The 17,111-nt window shown below is 60.6% G+C and carries 17 protein-coding genes; 10 read left to right on the top strand and 7 right to left on the bottom strand.

Translation table 11 applies throughout. The features are described 5' to 3' along the window. Positions 1-49: 49 nt before the first annotated feature. The 5 genes from ACFQ6Y_RS13285 to dnaA all read right to left on the bottom strand — a co-directional run bounded on the left by ACFQ6Y_RS13285 (position 50) and on the right by dnaA (position 6,102). Entirely contained in the window at positions 50-595 is a 546-nt protein-coding gene (locus ACFQ6Y_RS13285) for a DUF721 family protein (protein ID WP_003942471.1), read from the bottom strand. Next, positions 588-1,817 carry a DNA replication/repair protein RecF gene (gene recF, locus ACFQ6Y_RS13280; protein WP_030536718.1) on the bottom strand — a complete coding sequence of 410 codons (1,230 nt, stop codon included), beginning with the start codon at positions 1,815-1,817 and terminating at the stop codon, positions 588-590. Before recF ends, ACFQ6Y_RS13285 begins: the two co-directional genes overlap by 8 nt. Continuing rightward, complete coding sequence (gene gnd, locus ACFQ6Y_RS13275) at positions 1,818-2,726, bottom strand: phosphogluconate dehydrogenase (NAD(+)-dependent, decarboxylating) (RefSeq protein WP_042920749.1); 909 nt, start codon at positions 2,724-2,726, stop codon at positions 1,818-1,820. Positions 2,727-2,770: 44 nt separating this feature from the next. Then, positions 2,771-3,955, bottom strand: coding sequence for a DNA polymerase III subunit beta (dnaN, locus tag ACFQ6Y_RS13270; protein ID WP_007729165.1), 1,185 nt, complete (start codon positions 3,953-3,955; stop codon positions 2,771-2,773). Between the two features lie 584 nt (positions 3,956-4,539). Beyond that, on the bottom strand, positions 4,540-6,102 hold the full coding sequence (gene dnaA / locus ACFQ6Y_RS13265) for a chromosomal replication initiator protein DnaA (protein WP_003942491.1): 1,563 nt from the start codon (positions 6,100-6,102) through the stop codon (positions 4,540-4,542). A 779-nt stretch (positions 6,103-6,881) separates the two neighbouring features. Between dnaA and rpmH the strand changes: the two genes are divergently transcribed. The 10 genes from rpmH to ACFQ6Y_RS13215 all read left to right on the top strand — a co-directional run bounded on the left by rpmH (position 6,882) and on the right by ACFQ6Y_RS13215 (position 15,410). Next, positions 6,882-7,025 carry a 50S ribosomal protein L34 gene (gene rpmH / locus ACFQ6Y_RS13260; protein ID WP_003942540.1) on the top strand — a complete coding sequence of 48 codons (144 nt, stop codon included), beginning with the start codon at positions 6,882-6,884 and terminating at the stop codon, positions 7,023-7,025. Between the two features lie 26 nt (positions 7,026-7,051). Continuing rightward, a complete protein-coding gene (rnpA, locus tag ACFQ6Y_RS13255) occupies positions 7,052-7,432 on the top strand; it encodes a ribonuclease P protein component (RefSeq protein WP_003942450.1) in 381 nt (126 codons plus the stop codon). Continuing rightward, on the top strand, positions 7,429-7,809 hold the full coding sequence (gene yidD, locus ACFQ6Y_RS13250; protein ID WP_378633070.1) for a membrane protein insertion efficiency factor YidD: 381 nt from the start codon (positions 7,429-7,431) through the stop codon (positions 7,807-7,809). The genes rnpA and yidD overlap by 4 nt, the downstream gene beginning before the upstream one ends. A gap of 4 nt (positions 7,810-7,813) precedes the next feature. Further along, positions 7,814-8,920 (top strand): membrane protein insertase YidC, encoded by a 1,107-nt coding sequence (gene yidC / locus ACFQ6Y_RS13245; RefSeq protein WP_378633067.1) that lies wholly within the window; start codon positions 7,814-7,816, stop codon positions 8,918-8,920. Between the two features lie 20 nt (positions 8,921-8,940). Then, positions 8,941-9,504: a protein jag gene (locus ACFQ6Y_RS13240; protein WP_003942504.1), complete on the top strand. Its 564-nt coding sequence runs from the start codon at positions 8,941-8,943 to the stop codon at positions 9,502-9,504. A gap of 544 nt (positions 9,505-10,048) precedes the next feature. After that, on the top strand, positions 10,049-10,306 hold the full coding sequence (locus ACFQ6Y_RS13235; RefSeq protein WP_378633062.1) for a hypothetical protein: 258 nt from the start codon (positions 10,049-10,051) through the stop codon (positions 10,304-10,306). Between the two features lie 1,359 nt (positions 10,307-11,665). Next, positions 11,666-12,346 carry a 16S rRNA (guanine(527)-N(7))-methyltransferase RsmG gene (gene rsmG / locus ACFQ6Y_RS13230; protein ID WP_019746204.1) on the top strand — a complete coding sequence of 227 codons (681 nt, stop codon included), beginning with the start codon at positions 11,666-11,668 and terminating at the stop codon, positions 12,344-12,346. Between the two features lie 81 nt (positions 12,347-12,427). Then, positions 12,428-13,429 (top strand): ParA family protein, encoded by a 1,002-nt coding sequence (locus ACFQ6Y_RS13225; protein WP_378633057.1) that lies wholly within the window; start codon positions 12,428-12,430, stop codon positions 13,427-13,429. A 1-nt stretch (position 13,430) separates the two neighbouring features. Beyond that, positions 13,431-14,471: a ParB/RepB/Spo0J family partition protein gene (locus tag ACFQ6Y_RS13220; RefSeq protein ID WP_378633053.1), complete on the top strand. Its 1,041-nt coding sequence runs from the start codon at positions 13,431-13,433 to the stop codon at positions 14,469-14,471. 255 nt (positions 14,472-14,726) lie between these two features. Then, complete coding sequence (locus tag ACFQ6Y_RS13215; protein WP_378633050.1) at positions 14,727-15,410, top strand: GNAT family N-acetyltransferase; 684 nt, start codon at positions 14,727-14,729, stop codon at positions 15,408-15,410. A gap of 20 nt (positions 15,411-15,430) precedes the next feature. On the opposite strand, the gene ACFQ6Y_RS13210 is transcribed toward ACFQ6Y_RS13215, so the two are convergent. Both ACFQ6Y_RS13210 and trxA read right to left on the bottom strand, forming a co-directional pair. Beyond that, on the bottom strand, positions 15,431-16,621 hold the full coding sequence (locus tag ACFQ6Y_RS13210) for an N-acetylmuramoyl-L-alanine amidase (RefSeq protein WP_124566988.1): 1,191 nt from the start codon (positions 16,619-16,621) through the stop codon (positions 15,431-15,433). A gap of 128 nt (positions 16,622-16,749) precedes the next feature. Further along, on the bottom strand, positions 16,750-17,073 hold the full coding sequence (gene trxA / locus ACFQ6Y_RS13205; RefSeq protein WP_003942530.1) for a thioredoxin: 324 nt from the start codon (positions 17,071-17,073) through the stop codon (positions 16,750-16,752). Positions 17,074-17,111 lie beyond the last annotated feature (38 nt).

Genomic DNA, 17,111 nt, shown 5'->3' with positions numbered 1-17,111 from the left:
AACTGTAACACGAAGTAATAGGTAGAACCAGGGCCTGGTTGAGTTTTCCTCAGCCGTACGTATCGCGAGGTCCGCGGCCTTTCACGTGCCTTTCACCCTTGCGCCAGCTCGGCGCGCTCGGTCCGGTGATTCGCAGCGTCTTCACGACGCCGTCACCCACGGCAGCGGCAATTTTCGCCAGGATCTGCGACTGCATCATGCGCAACTGGGTCGCCCACGCCGTCGACTCGGCGGAGATGCTCAGTACACCTTCTTTCAGCGAAATCGGCTCGGCATGGGCAGAGATGTCTTCACCGACGACCTGGGGCCACCGGCCGAGGACCGTGCCCTCGGACACCTTGGGGGACCACCCACGCGACTTGGAGATCGCACTGGTGAGGGCGCCGAACGGCTGAGGGTCCCGCGCATCCGGGCCGGGGCCGGACCAACCGCTGCGCCGACGCGGGCGGCCGCTTCCGTACTTGGGCGACGAACGCCCCTGACCGACGGCCTTGCCGTTGGCCTTGGCCGTCGCGCGCGCCTCCTCGAGGGCACGGCGCGCCAGATCGATCCCTTTGAGCTCGGGCTCCGGAGCCGCGCTGCTGTCTTCAGTCATCGAACTCGACCTCCTGATCTGTCGAGCCTACGGGCACTATCCGGGATATCCGACCGTCTCCGGTATCGGAGGCTTCGACGCCGAACTTGGCCGCCTCGAGTTCGTCCGGCACATCTTCGGGAACAGCAGCCGTGATCAGTACCTGTTCTGCGGTGGCGGCGACAGTGGCGAGCGCTCGACGGCGACGACGGTCCAATTCCGCGAACACGTCGTCCAACATCAGAACCGGGTCGCTGCCGTCTGCACGCAGTAGGGCAAAACCTGCCAGTCGCAGCGAAAGCGCAAAAGACCACGATTCACCATGGCTGGCAAAGCCTTTCGCCGGACTGTCACCGAGAATCAGCTCCAGGTCGTCCCGATGCGGACCGACCAGACACACTCCACGATCGATTTCCTTCGACCTCATCTGCGCCAACTCGAGATGGAATCGCTCCTCGAGGTAGGCGACGTCATCGATACCGGAAATCCTTGCGGGGTCGGTGAATTCGGGATCCAACGACGAACCCAGGCTGCTCTTGTATCGAATCGACGCCGGCCGCGATTCGGGCGCGATGGAACGATACGACTCCGCCAGGTGCGGCGCCAGATCGTGGACCAACTCGAGGCGCCCGGCCAACAATTGTGCGCCGTGAGCAGCCAGATGCCCGTCCCACACCTCGAGGGTGGAGAGGACGTTGTCGGACTCGCCACCTCGAGAACCTCTGCGCAAAGCCGCACCGGCAGTTTTGAGTAGCGCCGAACGCTGGCGCAGCACCTTGTCGTAATCCGCACGGACAGCGGCCATTCGGGGAATCCGGGACGTCAACAACTCGTCGAGATAGCGTCGACGATCACCAGGATCACCGCGTACCAACGACAAATCCTCCGGCGCGAACATCACCGACTGCAGAATCCCCAACACTTCACGCGGACGACGCGTCGGAGACTGATTTATCCTGGCGCGGTTGGACTTTCCCTCGATCAATTCGACATCGATGGTCAGTTCGCGCCCGTTGTTGACCACCGTTGCACCGGCAAAGGCACTGGCGGAACCGCTGCGGATCATCGGTGCATCCGCGGACACTCGATGTGACGACAGCGTCGACAGATACCCGAGCGACTCGAGGACGTTTGTTTTTCCGTGCCCGTTCGAACCGAGGAACACGGTTGTTCCCGGCGTGAGGTCGAGCGTCAGCGAGTCCCAGGATCGGAAGTCACGCAGCGAAAATCTACGAACGAACACTTAGCTTCCAGAAGCCGAATTCTTGGGCGAAGCGCTCTTGACCGCGTGACCACCGAACTGATTGCGCAAGGCCGACACCGCCTTCATGGCCGGTGAATCATCCTGTCGTGAAGCAAATCTCGCGAACAGCGCAGCGGAGATGACGGGAGCGGGGACAGCGTGCTTGATAGCTTCCTCGACTGTCCAGCGGCCCTCACCGGAATCCTCGGTATAGCCCGTGATCTGCGCGAGCTCCGGATCCTCCTCGAGGGCGTCGACAAGCAGATCGAGCAACCACGAACGTACGACGGTTCCCTTCGACCAAGCTCGGAGAACACCCGGAACGTCCGCGATCAGGCTTTCCGCCTCGAGGAGCTCGTACCCTTCGGCATACGCCTGCATCAGGCCGTATTCGATGCCGTTGTGCACCATCTTCGCGTAATGACCAGCACCGACGGGGCCGGCGTGGACAAAGCCGTCTGCAGCGTCGCCGTCGGGGCGCAGAGCGTCGAAGATCGGCATTGCCTTCGCCACGTCGGGCTCGGATCCGCCCACCATCAGGCCGTATCCGTTCTCACGGCCCCAGATGCCACCGGAGACACCGCAGTCGAGGAAACCGATCCCACGGGCGCCCAAAAGCTCGGCATGGACAGCATCGTCGGTGTAACGCGAGTTCCCACCGTCGATGACCAGATCGCCACCCTCGAGGGCATCCGCCAGCTCGGCAATTGTGCTCTGGGTGATGTCACCGGCCGGAACCATCACCCAGACGACTCGAGGTCCCTCGAGGGAAGCAGCGAGTTCGGCAAGTGACCCGACATCGGTGACTTCCGGTCGAGGGTCGTATCCGATCACCTCGAGGCCATGCGCGCGCAAGCGCTCACGCATGTTGAAGCCCATCTTGCCGAGACCTACGAGTCCGATCTTCATACTGTTCTCCCTGGTCAGGCGCGAACTGAAGTGCGGGGTTCCACTCAGCCCGGAAGGCGAACCGGCATCAGCAGGTACGTGTACTCGCTCGAGGGCGCAGCGAAGTTACCGGACTCGTCTGCCGTGGGCTCTTCCTCGGCCGCGGGGCGAAGAACAGCCGGACGGCTGGGAGTGGTGAAGCCGAACAGAACGTTTTCGCTGTGAAGCGAATTCAACCCGTCGATGAGGTAACCGGGGTTGAACGCAATGGTGAGTGCTTCGCCCTGGAACGACGCGTTGAGCGTCTCTTCCGCGCGGCCGGCGTCGTCGCCACCCGCAGAGAGGAGCAGGCCGTCAGCGGAGAACTGCATGCGAACCTGTGCGCCACGCTCGGCGACGAGTGCTACACGCTTGATGGCCTCGATGAGAGGCGTGACCTCGACCGTTGCCATCGCGGTGTGCTGAGCAGGCAGCAACTGACGGAACTTCGGGAACTCGGCGTCGAGGAGGCGCGTCGTGGTGCGGCGTCCGTCGTTGACGATGCCGAGGAGTCCGTCGTTTCCGATGGTCGTACCGGAGCCGAGAGCCAACTCGACCGGCGAATTTGCATTGCCGGCAAGCGTTTTCGCGGACTCGGACAAAGTCTTGGCCGGGATGAGAACAGCAGCCTGGACGTCGGGATTGGCCGGAGTCCACTCGAGTTCACGTACGGCGAGACGGAAGCGGTCGGTAGCGGCGAGGACGATCGAATTCTGTTCGATCTCGACACGGATACCCGTGAGCATCGGAAGGGTGTCGTCCTTGCCGGCTGCAACGGCTACCTGGCTGATGGCTTCGGAGAACAGGTCGACGGGAATGGACCCGGACTGCTGCGGAAGCGTCGGAAGCTGGGGGTAGTCCTCGACCGGCATCGTGGGCAGGGAGAACTTGGCGCTTCCGCACGAGATGAGCACGCGAGTGCCCTCGAGGGTCACATCGACCGGCTTGTTGGGAAGCGACTTGGTGATATCTGCGAGGAGGCGACCGGAGACGAGTGCCTGACCTGCAGTTGTGACATCTGCCGAGACGCGGACCTGCGCGGATACCTCGTAGTCGAACCCGGAAACGGTGAGGCCGGCTTCGGTTGCGTCGAGAAGAACTCCGCCGAGAACCGGCACGGGCGGCCTCGAGGGCAGGCTACGAGCAACCCACGCTACTGAATCAGCGAACTCTTCCCGGGAAACGCGAAACTTCAGGCTTCCAAGCTCCATCGCCGGGTTATTCCTCTCGGTAGGCATGTTCGTCTGCTGCGGATCTGCATCAGCTCACTTGAAGTCTGACACAGACCAAGCGATGCCCACCGTATGCCCTCGAGGGCGCAAGTGGAAAGCCGAAGCCGCGGCGAGCGCAGCCTGAGGCGAGGTTCTCAACAGGGGTTGTCCCCAGAACTATTTTCAAAGAGCTTTTCCTAGGAAATTCTCAGTAGTAGTAATAAGTCCTGTGCAATCTGTGGAGCAACGGTTGTCGACGCTGGTAGGTCCCCTCGAGGGCCTGTGCACTTCTCGAGGACAGACTCGAGGACCAATCGACCCCCTCTGTGCACTCTCTGAAAGTTTTCGGATTCCTCCTCGAGAACTCCACAGACTTTCGGAGTTATCAACACACTTATCCACAGATGTGAATACTTTTCACAAGAAACGAAGAGTTTGTTCTCATCGGCGTGTCTGACTCCGGCGTGTCGTCCCTCGAGGTGGACAACCGCCCTCGAGGGGACCGCACGTGGAACCCTTCGAATACACCGATGCCGCTCGAGGGAACCTCTGCCTCGAGCGGCATCGATCGAAATAAGTGCAGGTCAACGCTTGGAGCGCTGCTTGATCCTTGCGGTCAACTCCTGAACCTGGTCGTACACCTTGCGGCGTTCCGTCATTTCTTTACGGATCTTCTTGTCGGCGTACATGACCGTCGTGTGGTCACGGCCGAACGTCTGACCGATCTTCGGCAATGACAAATCAGTGAGCTCACGGCACAGATACATCGAGATCTGGCGGGCCTGAGCGAGCGGCCGGGCCTTACCCGGCCCACACAGGTCGTCGATCGACATGTTGAAGTATTCGGCCGTCACAGCCATGATCGTCGCCGCGTTGATCTCGAGGCTCGACGAATCGGGCATCAGATCTCGCAGGACCACCTCGGCCAACGTCAGATCCAACGGCTGACGGTTGAGCGAGGCAAAAGCGGTGACGCGGATCAACGCGCCCTCGAGTTCACGAATGTTGCGCTCGATACGGCTGGCGATCAGCTCGAGGACGTCGTGCGGGACCTCGAGGCGATCCATCCTCGCCTTCTTACTCAGAATCGCGATACGCGTCTCGAGCTCAGGCGGCTGAACGTCGGTGATCAGGCCCCATTCGAAGCGCGTCCGCAGACGCTCCTCGAGGGTTGCCAACTGCTTGGGCGGACGGTCCGAGGAAACGACGATCTGCTTGTTCGCGTTGTGCAAGGTGTTGAAGGTATGGAAGAACTCCTCCTGAATACCTTCCTTGCCCTCGATGAATTGGATGTCGTCGACCAGCAGGACATCCGTTTCCCGGTAGCGACGCTTGAACGCGACCTTGCGGTCGTCACGAAGACTGTTGATGAAGTCGTTGGTGAATTCTTCGGTCGAGACGTATTTGACCCGCATTCCGGGGAACAGACGCTGTGCGTAGTGGCCGGCGGCGTGAAGAAGGTGCGTCTTGCCCAGTCCCGAAGCTCCCCAGATGAACAAGGGGTTGTAGGCACGCGCCGGCGCCTCCGCGATCGCGACCGCAGCGGCATGGGCGAATCGGTTGGACGAACCGATCACAAAAGTGTCGAAGGTGTACTTCGCGTTGAGGCTGTTGGCGCCGGACCCCGAAGCAGAAGGAGTAGCGGGCGGCTTCGTGAAGTACGACGGCCACGATTCGTGAACGCTCGCGAGTGCTTCGCGGTCGTCGTCGACTTCTTCGGTCTCGGCAGTCTCGGAGTCCGAGGGTTCGCCGTCACCTTCGGTGAATCTGCGACGTCGGTATGCGCCCGAGCTGTTGACCGACTCGAACTGACGGCTGCCCGTGCGCTCCTCGACCGGTTCGGCGGGTGCGTCGGCATCGTCCTCGAGTGCGATGCGGACACCGAGTCCTTCGACCTGGCCGCCGAGATGGCGTCCGAGTGCCTGCAGGATCGGCTCGCGTAGATCGCGCTCGATCGTTTCTTGAGCAAATGGCGATGGAACCGAGAGGAGTGCAAAACCCTGAGCAAGTGTGAGAGGCCTCACCAGACGGACAAACGCCTTCTGCTTACTGCTCAAAGCCGGAAGATTACTTCCGGGGTCATCACTCGTGAGTTCTGCAACCACGTCGACCCAGACCCGTGCGAGCGCGTTGGGATCGTCGTTCACGTGGTTCCTTCCCGTGTTTCGCCGACAGTGGGTGTGCTGCAGCTGCCGAGCGTATGGCTGCGGCGTCGAATGATTCGGTGGATTACCACCCGGGGTGAGAACCCCGTAACAGGCTACGAATATGCCACCTGGGCTGTGTTTCCACACAATTATCCACAGATGTGGACAAACCTGCACTGAGTCGGTTTTTTCGTCAACCAAATTCGCTGAAGTGACCGAGAAATTGATCTACCTGCAACTTTGTCGGAACTCGAGGCGTTCGCCACTTGGTGTCGGGGATGCGTCAACACTCACAGCCCTGTGGATGAATGTGGAAACTCGGGATTCGGGGTCGCGTCCGGCACTCGTGCCCGTATGTGCTGATGAGGCCTTGTCGAGAGCATGCGCAGGTGGAACTGTCCGGCTTGCCTTCAGGCCGCCTGCAGTCCGTAGCGGAACTGTTGCCAAGGTCACACTTGCCGCCTCACTCGAGGTCAAGGCCGTATGCACACCGGAATTGGAATCTGCGGAATAATGCAACTATCGGCGTGTCGTCGCAGTTGCCGCGGAAGGACCTCGAATCGGGCTGGTTTGACCTTGGCAACGGTGGTAAGTAACCTCGAACGGTCACCCGCTGGTGGTGATCGCTTCGTGCTGGCTACATATGTCAGGTCGGATCGGTCTTCCAAGCCACAACGAGTGAAGTTGATTGTTCTGTACCTGTTGGATCCAAGGCGCCGTAAGGCGTCGATCACTGAATGACGCCGGGAGGCGTCAATGAACTTCGAGGAGTGTTGACCGTGGCCAAGGGCAAGCGGACGTTCCAGCCGAATAATCGCCGCCGCGCGCGTGTTCACGGCTTCCGTCTTCGTATGCGTACCCGTGCGGGTCGTGCGATCGTTTCGGCGCGTCGCCGTAAGGGCCGCGATTCCCTCACCGCCTGATCTGATTTCGAGTTCAGGAGCTCGGGGTGTTGCCTGAGCCGTTCCGGTTGCGTCGCCACGCGGATTTCTCCGTGGCGGTGCGACGTGGGCGTCGTATGGGAAGACGCGACCTTGTCGTGCACGCGTTCGATCGCGAGCAAGTAGAGGCGCTGGTAGTAACAAATCACGGTCCCCGGTTCGGGCTGATCGTGAGCAAGGCTGTCGGGCCGGCGGTGATTCGACATCGAGTCGCACGCCGGCTTCGTCATATCTGTGCAGATTTCGTCGGACAGGTTTCGCCGGAGACAGACGTGGTTATCCGCGCACTTCCGGGCGCAGCTACCGCCAGTTCAGCCGAACTGGCCAAGCAGCTGCGTGGGGGCCTGACCAAAATGAACCTATTGGTGTCGGTAAGTGAAGAGCCATGAGTACTCCGCTCTCTGAGCAGATCGAGACTCCCAGAGCCTCCCGTGTCATCACGGTGTTGAAGGCTGTGCGTCGCGCTCCCGCCACTGTTCTTATCTTCTGTATCGAGTTGTACCGGACGTATGTGTCGCCCTTGAGGATGCCGACCTGCCGGTTCACCCCCACCTGCAGTGAATACGCGGTCGAAGCGTTGCGCACTCACGGGGCGATCAAAGGCCTTTTCTTGACTGTGGTGCGGTTGGCGAAGTGTGCCCCCTGGCATTCTGGAGGGTGGGACCCTGTCCCCGCCCGTCGTGACCGTGATGCGGGTAGCCGCCATAGCTGTCCGGAAGCACGCGCAGCGTGTCACAGTCCGACGGAAGAACAGAGGAGTACTTAGAGCCGTGCTCAATTTCATTTACTATCCGGTATCCGCGATTCTGTGGGTCTGGCACAAGGTCTTCGGGTTCATTCTCGGCCCGGACAACGGAATAGCCTGGGCGCTCTCCGTGGTGTTCCTGGTGTTCACCTTGCGTGCGGTTCTGTACAAGCCGTTCGTGAAGCAGGTCCGCACGACCCGCCAGATGCAGGAACTGCAGCCGCAGATCAAGGCATTGCAGAAGAAGTATTCGGGCGACCGTCAGCGCCAGGCCGTCGAGATGCAGAAGCTCCAGAAGGAGCACGGATTCAACCCGATCATGGGCTGTCTCCCGGTCTTGGCTCAGGCTCCGGTGTTCATCGGTCTGTTCCACGTCCTGCGCTCGTTCAACCGCACCGGCACCGGCATGGGCCAGCTGGGCATGAGCGCCGAGGACAATCTCAACACTCCGAACTACGTCTTCTCGGCCACTGACGTCCAGTCGTTCCTGGATGCTCGTCTGTTCGGCGCGCCCATCTCGGCCGCGATCACGACGCCGGTTGCGCAGCTTCAGGCTTACGTCACCGAGAACGTTCCCGAGCTTCCGTCACGGCTGAACATCATTCTCGTGGCCGCTCCGCTGATGATCATTGCCAGCATCGCGACGCACTTCAACTCACGCGCTTCCGTTGCTCGTCAGAGCGAAGCAGCTGCCGCGAACCCGCAGTCCGCGATCATGAACAAGCTCGCGCTGTACGTCTTCCCGCTCGGTGTTCTGGTCGGTGGACCGTTCCTCCCGATCGCGATCCTCCTGTACTGGGTGTCGAACAACATCTGGACCTACGGTCAGCAGCACCTCGTCTTCCGCAAGATCGACGCCGAAGAAGAAGCCAAGAAGCAGGAAGCGATCACTCGCCGCAACGACAATGCGCCCAAGCCCGGTGCCCGTCCCGATCCCAATAAGAAGAAGGGATCCCCGGCTGCACTGAAGACCGCGGAATCAGCTGACGACGACGGCGACGCCCCGGAAGTTTCGCTCGAGAAGCCACAGCCGAAGTCTTCGGGTTCCAGTGGTGGGTCCACGTCGAAACCGAAACAGAACCGGCCACAGAACAACCGCGGCAACTCCCCCAAGCGCAATAAACGGCGCTGATCCAGGAAAGAGAACGACCAATGTCCAGTGAAGCTGACATCGTTGTGGATGGAGAGAACGCAGACGTGAGCACCGAGACCACTGCGCCGGTTACCGATGTGGATGTAGACATCGACGATTCCGATGACGACCTGATCGAAGAGGGCGAGATCGCCGGCGACTACCTCGAGCAGTTGCTCGACGTTCTCGATTTCGACGGAGACATCGACCTTGACGTCGAGGGCGACCGGGCGATCGTCAGCATTGACGGCGGCGACGACCTGACCAAGCTCGTGGGACGTAAGGGTGAGGTTCTGGATGCTCTCCAGGAGCTGACTCGTCTGGCAGTTCAGCAGTCGACCGGCGAGCGCAGCCGCTTGATGCTCGACATCGCCGGCTGGCGTGCGGGGCGTCGTGAGGCACTCAGTGCTCTCGGTGCGGAAGCTGCACAGCGTGTTCTCGAGACCGGCGAACGCGAAGAGCTTGCTCCGATGACGCCGTTCGAACGCAAGATCGTGCACGACGCCGTCGCCAAGGTCGCCGGTGTTTCCAGCGAGAGCGAAGGCGCTGAGCCGTCTCGCCGAGTGGTTGTCCTCAAGGACTGACGCTCCCCCCTTGATCGAATGCGGGCCCCGGATTTTCCGGGGCCCGCTTTTGTGTCCGAGAGGTGTTTCACGTGAAACCGAATCCGGCGGCACGGTGACGGTCAGGTCCCTATCGTTGTCGACATGTCCCACGAGCGTTCCGGAATCCCTCTCGGATTTGATGATCTTGAGTGCCTTACGCATGCTCTTTCTGTATGGTCGGGGCTCAGTCCCTAGGCGGCGATTCCCTCATGGGTGGGTCATTGCTTCTTCGTTTTGATCGGGTAAGCGAAGGCGGATGAAGGAAATCGGAAATACCCATCCGGTTCGCTCGTAGGCGCAATCTCGTGGTCTTTATGACCCGAACGCCAGGGAGCCTGTAGGTTCCGGCTTCGATCCAACCCGCACCTCGTAGGACACGCCATTCGACAGTTGTCCCATCACCCAACCTCCTCCCTGCGCGGGCTTACCGCACCAGGCGGTGAAGTCGTAAACCCCCGGCTGGAGATCGTCGCGCGTTAGTTCCACCGACTGCCCGGCCTGCGGCCAGGAGGCATCGTCATCGGTGAAAGACTCGACCGTGCGTGTGTGGTCATTGGGATCGTTCACCGGTGGTCTCGGTGAGGACGAAATTGACAAGGTGCAGATGCCACTGTCATTCGGGTTCGTGATCGTCGCGGTGATCGATGAATCATCACCAACGAGCGCCACCACTGGCGGTTGGTACGGGGCCTGGGCGCTGGCCACAGCGGGTGCAGCCAGCGAGGCCAATATGGCAGCGGCAACAATTGCGTATCTCATGCCCGATTTGTACCACGCCTAGTATCTTCTCGACCTCAGAACCACTGCGCTCTATCGCCTGGTTCCACCGCACTATGGAGTAAGTTGAGGTACCTCGTTGGATGCCTTTTGGGATATGAACACCGCCGTGCAGTACGGAACTTCCCAGCTGCGTCGGCGACCTTTTAATCAGCGAGTCAGAAATGCGATGAATGCATCAATTGAGGGCCGTCCGGACCCTTCCGCCTTCTGTAGAGCAGAACCGCCTTCAGTGGAGTTTGAACTCGTCTCGGTTGTCGAACCGGATCTGCGTATGGCCTTACCGGGTGCTGACATTTCATTCGGCACTGCCTGACGGTTATTCACCTAAACCCGAGGAGAGCCCCGGTCAGGTCGTGATCGCTGCCAACCGGTCGCCTCGAGGCGAGACCACAAGCGATCCGTGTTTCGACCACGCTGGCTTGGTCAGTTCCGGCACGGCAGACAACTTGGCTGATCGACCCCTCGGTCCCGTCATCGTTTACGTCAGTATCCGTCGAGTTGGCGGTATGGTCCATGGCTGCTATTCGCCCGCGAGACATGGATTCCGAGCTTGCCATGAGATTTACCGAAGGACGGCAGGTTGCCGTATTGCGAGATGCCCCTCTCCCCCGACTCGAAATAGTCGGCCTTCGTTTCACGTGAAACCGAGTCGATGTGGTGCCTCGGTACGAATGTGGAACCGTCGAGGGTTGAGGTTTCGTATCAGATGGGAGGGACTAGCGAGGGTTCTGCTCTCGCCGTCATCGTGCTCGCTGCTGTCAGGGCTCTGGTCAACGGAGCGCTGTGGGCGGCTAATTATGTGGATGGTTTGATCGGCGTAGGCGCCGCGGGCTCTTGCTCTGTTGGCCACAATAATTGGCGGTGCCTTCGTGGGGATTGAGTCATTGCGGTCATCCTCGTATTCGGATGTCGTCCAAGAACTGGAATCGAAGAAGAACGTCCGCGTCAAAAACGGACTGGGTCAGACTGACCGAGTCCGTCCGGCTGTCCGACGGCAGCAATTTTCGGCGACCACTTTTCGTTGAAAATTGCCCATTTTCGGTCAGAATTCCATCCATGTAACGACCCATGGCAGTTTCGTCACTGTGATGATATTAGGAATTGCGCTGCTATCTGCATTCGATCGTCGGGCTATGTTTCACGTGAAACGCGTCAGAATTGGAAGATCTATCAGCGCGATGTTTCACGTGGAACGTGAACCCCTCCCCTCCCCCGCTTGAATTTTGGGCCGAATACTTCCCAAAGAATGAATGAGTCGGCAGACTCACAGCGAGTCGGTGTGCAGAAGCGAACACATGTCGGCTCCAGAGCGGATAATGATTTCGGTCTTGATTGTTGATTTCGCGGTTTACGCGGGAGGATGTTTCACGTGGAACAGAATGGTGCGGCGTCGGTTGACTGGGACGAACAAGAGACTGCGCGCGCAGTGTTCGGTGACAGATATGAGATCGCGGAACGGTATTACCAATCCCTGGCGACGGATGGTGTCGAGCGCGGGCTGATTGGTCCCCGTGAAGTCCCTCGACTGTGGGAGCGTCACCTCCTCAATTGTGCCGTCATCGGTGAGTTGATTGCCGAAGGCGAGTCGGTTGTGGACGTTGGAAGCGGTGCCGGTCTACCCGGTATCCCTCTCGCAATCGCCCGCCCGGACTTGAAGGTGACTCTGGTCGAACCGTTGCTTCGACGCTCGGTGTACCTCGCGGAGTTCATCGAGTCCAACGGATTGGACGTATTGGTTGTCCGAGGGCGAGCCGAGGAATCGGGTGTTGTGAAGGAAGCGGGCGGCGCGGATGTAGTCACCTCGCGAGCTGTGGCGCCTCTCGAGAAGCTCGCACGTTGGTCCCTCCCACTCATTCACGAGCACGGCCGGATGTTGGCACTCAAGGGTTCGAGCGCCGCCGAGGAGATCGAGCGAGACCGTACGGCGCTCACCAAGTTGGGCGCAGGTAAGTTGGAAATACTCGAATGTGGAGCCAAGATTCTCCGCACCCCCACTGTTGTGGTGAAGGCCGAACGTCTCCCGAAGCGCCGCCAGCGTTGATGATTTACACGCATGCAATCGAGAGCAATGTACAGATGATGAGAGCACCTAGTGATCGATTCCCAATCGAAGGAGCAGTCAATGTCGGGTCGATCTGAATCCGCCGTTTCACGTGAAACACCGAAGCAACAAACGAGTGCGGGTGCGGATCAGATCGTCAACGACGACGACAATTTCACCGCCCCCTATGCGGCGATCTCTTCGGAGGAGACTCCCATCGGGGCCGCCGCGCATCGAGCGAGTCAGGTGCTTCATCCCCATTCGGTGACACTGCCGAAGCCGGCGTTCCGCCGCGTGATCACCATCGCCAACCAGAAGGGTGGCGTCGGTAAGACGACGACCACAGTGAACCTTGCGTCGGCGCTCGCTCTTCAGGGCCTCACGGTCCTGGTGGTCGATTTGGACCCTCAGGGCAACGCCAGCACGGCTCTGGGCGTCGTCCATACCTCGGGCACCCCCTCCAGCTATGAGTTGCTCATAGGTGAAGTGAAGGCCCCGGAAGCGATCCAGACCAGCCCGCACAGTGAGCGGCTGCTCTGCATCCCCGCGACGATCGATCTGGCGGGCGCCGAGATCGAATTGGTCTCCATGGTTGCCCGCGAGAATCGACTCAAAGGCGCGCTCAACGACAAGGTGCTCGCGGAACTCGACGTCGACTTCGTTCTCATCGACTGCCCGCCTTCGCTGGGACTGCTGACCGTCAACGCGATGGTCGCTGCCAAGGAAGTTCTGATCCCGATCCAGTGCGAGTACTACGCCCTCGAGGGGGTCGGTCAGTTGCTCCGCAATATCGAACTCGTCCAGGCTCATCTGAACCCGGATCTGCATGTCTCCACCGTCCTTCTGACGATGTACGACGGGCGCACCAAGCTGGCCGACCAGGTCGCCGAAGAAGTACGCAAGCACTTCGGTGAGGCCGTCTTGCGCGCTGTGATTCCGCGCAGCGTGAAGGTGTCCGAGGCTCCCGGATACGGGATGACAGTTCTCGATTACGACCCGGGTTCACGTGGCGCCATGAGTTACCTCGACGCCGGCCGTGAACTTGCCGCCCGCTCTGCCACCACGACGACCCAGGAGCAGTGAGATGAGTCAAGCACGCAAGGGTGGATTGGGCCGCGGCTTGGCTGCTCTCATCCCCACCGGGCCGGCCACGGCGCCGGGTCTGGGATCGGCTGCAGCGGACGTCGTAATCGGCGTCGACAAGCGCAACCCCTCCCCTCCCCCACCGACCAAGGCGGCCCCGAAAACGCCGAAAGCCACCAAGGCGACGGCCGCGAAGGCCCCTGCCGAAGCGGAGCCGGAGACAGAACTCGAACCGACCGGCGCGGTATACCTCGAGATCGAACCGAGCCTGATCGAGACGAACCCGAAGCAGCCCCGCAGCGTTTTCGACGAGGAAGCGCTCGCGGAGTTGGTTCACTCGATCCGCGAGTTCGGCTTGATGCAGCCGATCGTGGTCCGTCGTCACGGTGACAAGTACCAACTTGTCATGGGTGAGCGTCGCTGGCGCGCGAGCCAGGAAGCCGGGCTGGAGAAGATTCCGGCGATCATTCGTGAAACCGATGACGACTCGATGCTGCGCGACGCGCTCCTCGAGAACATCCATCGTGTGCAGTTGAATCCCCTCGAGGAGGCAGCGGCGTACCAGCAGTTGCTCGAGGAGTTCGAAGTAACTCACGAAGAGTTGGCCAATCGGATCGGACGTTCGCGTCCCGTCGTGACCAACATGATCCGTCTGCTGAAGCTGCCGGTGGCGGTTCAGCGCCGCGTTGCGGCCGGTGTGCTTTCGGCCGGCCATGCGCGCGCACTGTTGTCCCTCGAGGCGGGTGCCGACGCTCAGGAAGTCATGGCGGCGCGCATCGTCGCGGAAGGAATGTCTGTTCGCGCGACGGAGGAAGCAGTCACTCTGGCCAACCGGGCGGACAATGAGATCGCTCCCCAGCAGAAGCGGAAGCCGATCGTGATGCCGGGTCTGCAGGATGTGGCCGAGCGGTTGTCGGACTCGTTCGACACTCGGGTGACTGTCAGTCTGGGCAAGCGGAAGGGGAAGATTGTGGTCGAATTCGGCTCGGTCGACGACCTGCAACGCATCGTCGGGATGATGGAAGCGCAGAAATCCACGTAGTGAACTCGGAAGCCCGTTTGGTGACGTAATGACGATGACCGGGCACACCACCTATTTTCGTCACTGTGACAAATCTAGGTGGTCCGAGCTTCTCGAAATCTTGAACCGGGACGAAAGATGTTGAACAGCAATACATTAGGGCGATCAACTCTCGTGCCACTGCCGACTTGTCGCAGCTGGCCTATCCTGGAGAAGAAAAAAGCGGCGGGCGAGCATCAAAACCGCTTCGGGGACCTACGGAGAGTGAGTTAGTCAGTGTCGACTCACGTCATCACCTCGCTCACGCTCGACACCCTCGATCAGCTTTCCGCCCATGCGCGTCGTTGCGTGTTCTGGGAGATGGATCCGGGCGCGCTTCACGACGCCCGAGGATTCTGCGATCAGGAATTCGAGAAGGAAGCATGGCTGTCGATGGTCATGCTCGAGTGGGGCTCGTGCGGACAGGTCGCCATCCGAGACGGCAAGCCGCTTGGTAGTGCGTTGTACGCCCCTCCCCGCACGATCCCGCGCGCGCAGCTTTTTCCGACCAGTCCGGTCAGTTCGGACGCAGTGCTCTTGACAAGCCTTCGGCTCGAGCCGTCGGGCATCGAAGAAGAACTTGGGCCGAGCCTGCTGGCCGCTGTCGTGACAGATCTGGTTCGACGCGGAGTTCGTGCGCTCGAGGCATTCGGTATCCGCAGCGACGGCCTGGGGCCCGCGTCCGACGTGGCCAGCGCAACCGCTGCTCTGGAATGTTCACCCGCAGAATGCATGATCAGTGCCGAGTTCCTCGAGGACTACGGTTTCGAGGTCGTGGCTCCGCACCATCGTTATCCGCGGCTTCGTCTCGAACTCAATCGAGACCACGAATGGAAAGTCGACGTCGAAGAAGCCCTCGACCGTCTACTGAAGGCCGCAGCTCTCGAGATGGTGGAGATCAGCGAACTCGCCAGAGTGTGAGCAGGTGCCGACCGCAGGACCTACGAAATGCGGTCGGCTACCGAAAGTTCTTCTGCGAGAAGCTCGGCGAAGGTGAAGGTGCCGGTCGGCTGATCGTCTTGACCCAGCAGGTACAGCCGCTTGACCGAGATCAAGATGGCTTCGGCGATGGTGTCACGCATCCGCGGATTCGTCAGTACCGCAACGTCGGACGCGTTAGACAGGTAGCCGAGATCGATCTGCACCGTCGGCATGTTGGTCAGGCGCAACAACTCCCACGTACGTCCGTGAGTTCTGCAGTCCCGCAACGGGGTTCGCGCAACGATCTCGCGCTGAACGAATCCGGTCAACACCTGCCCGATCATCGAGACCGAACCGTGCGAGTTACCGAAGTGAAAGCTCGCGACACCGTTTGCCGACGGGCTCGAGTTGCTGTCGCAACGCAAGGAGATCATCAGATCGGCGTCGAACGCGTTGGACGTCAGCGCGCGCTCTGCCTCGGTCGGATCGGCGTTGTGCGGGCGGGAGAGGAAAGTTTCCATTCCGGTTGCAGCCATGCGTCCCTCGAGGCGCATGGCCAGATCCCAGAGGATGTCGGCTTCGGAGATGCCGTTGACGATGGTGCCGGTGGACGGCCCACCGAGGCCTGGATCGATGACGATGCGCTTGCCGCCCAGCTGCGGGCCCTTGCGCCTCACCAATTCCTCTTCGCTGATGGCGTGTGGGGAACCACCGGTGACGCGAGTTCCCAACAGTTCCAGCGAACGCAGTGTCTGCGGACCGCAGATACCGTCGGCGGCGATACCGATTTCACGCTGGAAAGACGAGAGAGACTCGTGGGTCTGCGGACCGAAGAAACCGTCGACCCGACCCGCATAGAAGCCGAGGTCCTGCAATTTGGCCTGCAGAGCTGCGACGTCGTCGCCGTACAGCGGCGCGGACAGCTGGTAAATCAACGTACGGGCGCCCAGGCGGTACGAGGCCTCGCGAAGTGACCGATAGGTGGCCGGGCCCACGATGCCGTCGACAAGGAGCCCACGCTGCTGCTGGAAGGCGCGAACGGCGCTGTCGAGTTGATGATCGAAGATGGCGTCGGGTGCAACCCAGTGGGCACCGTCGGCGCTTTCACGTCGAATGCCGGAAGTTCCGTGATGGAGGTATCCCAGCTTCGTCAATGTGCCCCGAATCTCGGCGACGGCCGGGCCGTGATCGCCGTGTCGGAGTCTGTGCATGCGTGAAAGCCTCTCGGATCGGTTAACGAATTCGATCGATGTGCCTGGTCGTAGACCCGATCAGGCACATCGATCGATTATCTCAGAAATTCTGTGGATTGCGAGAATCCACGATGCTCAACCAGCCGTCAGAGAACGTCTGCGAGGTCCTTGAGCAGTGCAGCCTTGCCCTTGGCGCCGACGATCGTCTTGATCGGCTTGCCGTCCTTGAACAGGATCATCGTCGGAATCGACATGACCTGGAAATCGCGGGCGGCCGCCGGGTTGGCGTCGATGTCGAGCTTCGCGACGGTCAGCTTCTCGCTGTTCTCGCCGGCGATCTCCTCGAGGACCGGGGCGACCATCTTGCACGGGCCGCACCAGGTTGCCCAGAAATCGACCAGAACGGGCTTGTCGCTGCCCAGGACGTCCTGCTTGAAGGAATCGTCGGTGATGGTGACGGTATTCGACACTGTTACTCCTCGAGGGTTGGGTACGACAGCTTTGTGAA

Origin of the sequence: Rhodococcus sp. NPDC056516 (genome assembly GCF_042794655.1) — a bacterium.
Classification (GTDB): domain Bacteria; phylum Actinomycetota; class Actinomycetes; order Mycobacteriales; family Mycobacteriaceae; genus Rhodococcus_F.
The sequence above is the reverse complement of the archived record's forward strand: the minus strand, read 5'-3'. Positions and strand labels throughout refer to the sequence as shown.

Excerpts from the sequence above, each read along its gene's own strand:
- ACFQ6Y_RS13285 (WP_003942471.1), bottom strand. The coding sequence starts at position 595 with ATGACTGAAGACAGCAGCGCGGCTCCGGAGCCCGAGCTCAAAGGGATC.
- gnd (WP_042920749.1), bottom strand. The coding sequence starts at position 2,726 with ATGAAGATCGGACTCGTAGGTCTCGGCAAGATGGGCTTCAACATGCGT.
- dnaN (WP_007729165.1), bottom strand. The coding sequence starts at position 3,955 with ATGGAGCTTGGAAGCCTGAAGTTTCGCGTTTCCCGGGAAGAGTTCGCT.
- yidD (WP_378633070.1), top strand. The coding sequence starts at position 7,429 with ATGAGTACTCCGCTCTCTGAGCAGATCGAGACTCCCAGAGCCTCCCGT.
- ACFQ6Y_RS13240 (WP_003942504.1), top strand. The coding sequence starts at position 8,941 with ATGTCCAGTGAAGCTGACATCGTTGTGGATGGAGAGAACGCAGACGTG.
- rsmG (WP_019746204.1), top strand. The coding sequence starts at position 11,666 with ATGTTTCACGTGGAACAGAATGGTGCGGCGTCGGTTGACTGGGACGAA.
- ACFQ6Y_RS13225 (WP_378633057.1), top strand. The coding sequence starts at position 12,428 with ATGTCGGGTCGATCTGAATCCGCCGTTTCACGTGAAACACCGAAGCAA.
- ACFQ6Y_RS13220 (WP_378633053.1), top strand. The coding sequence starts at position 13,431 with ATGAGTCAAGCACGCAAGGGTGGATTGGGCCGCGGCTTGGCTGCTCTC.
- ACFQ6Y_RS13210 (WP_124566988.1), bottom strand. The coding sequence starts at position 16,621 with ATGCACAGACTCCGACACGGCGATCACGGCCCGGCCGTCGCCGAGATT.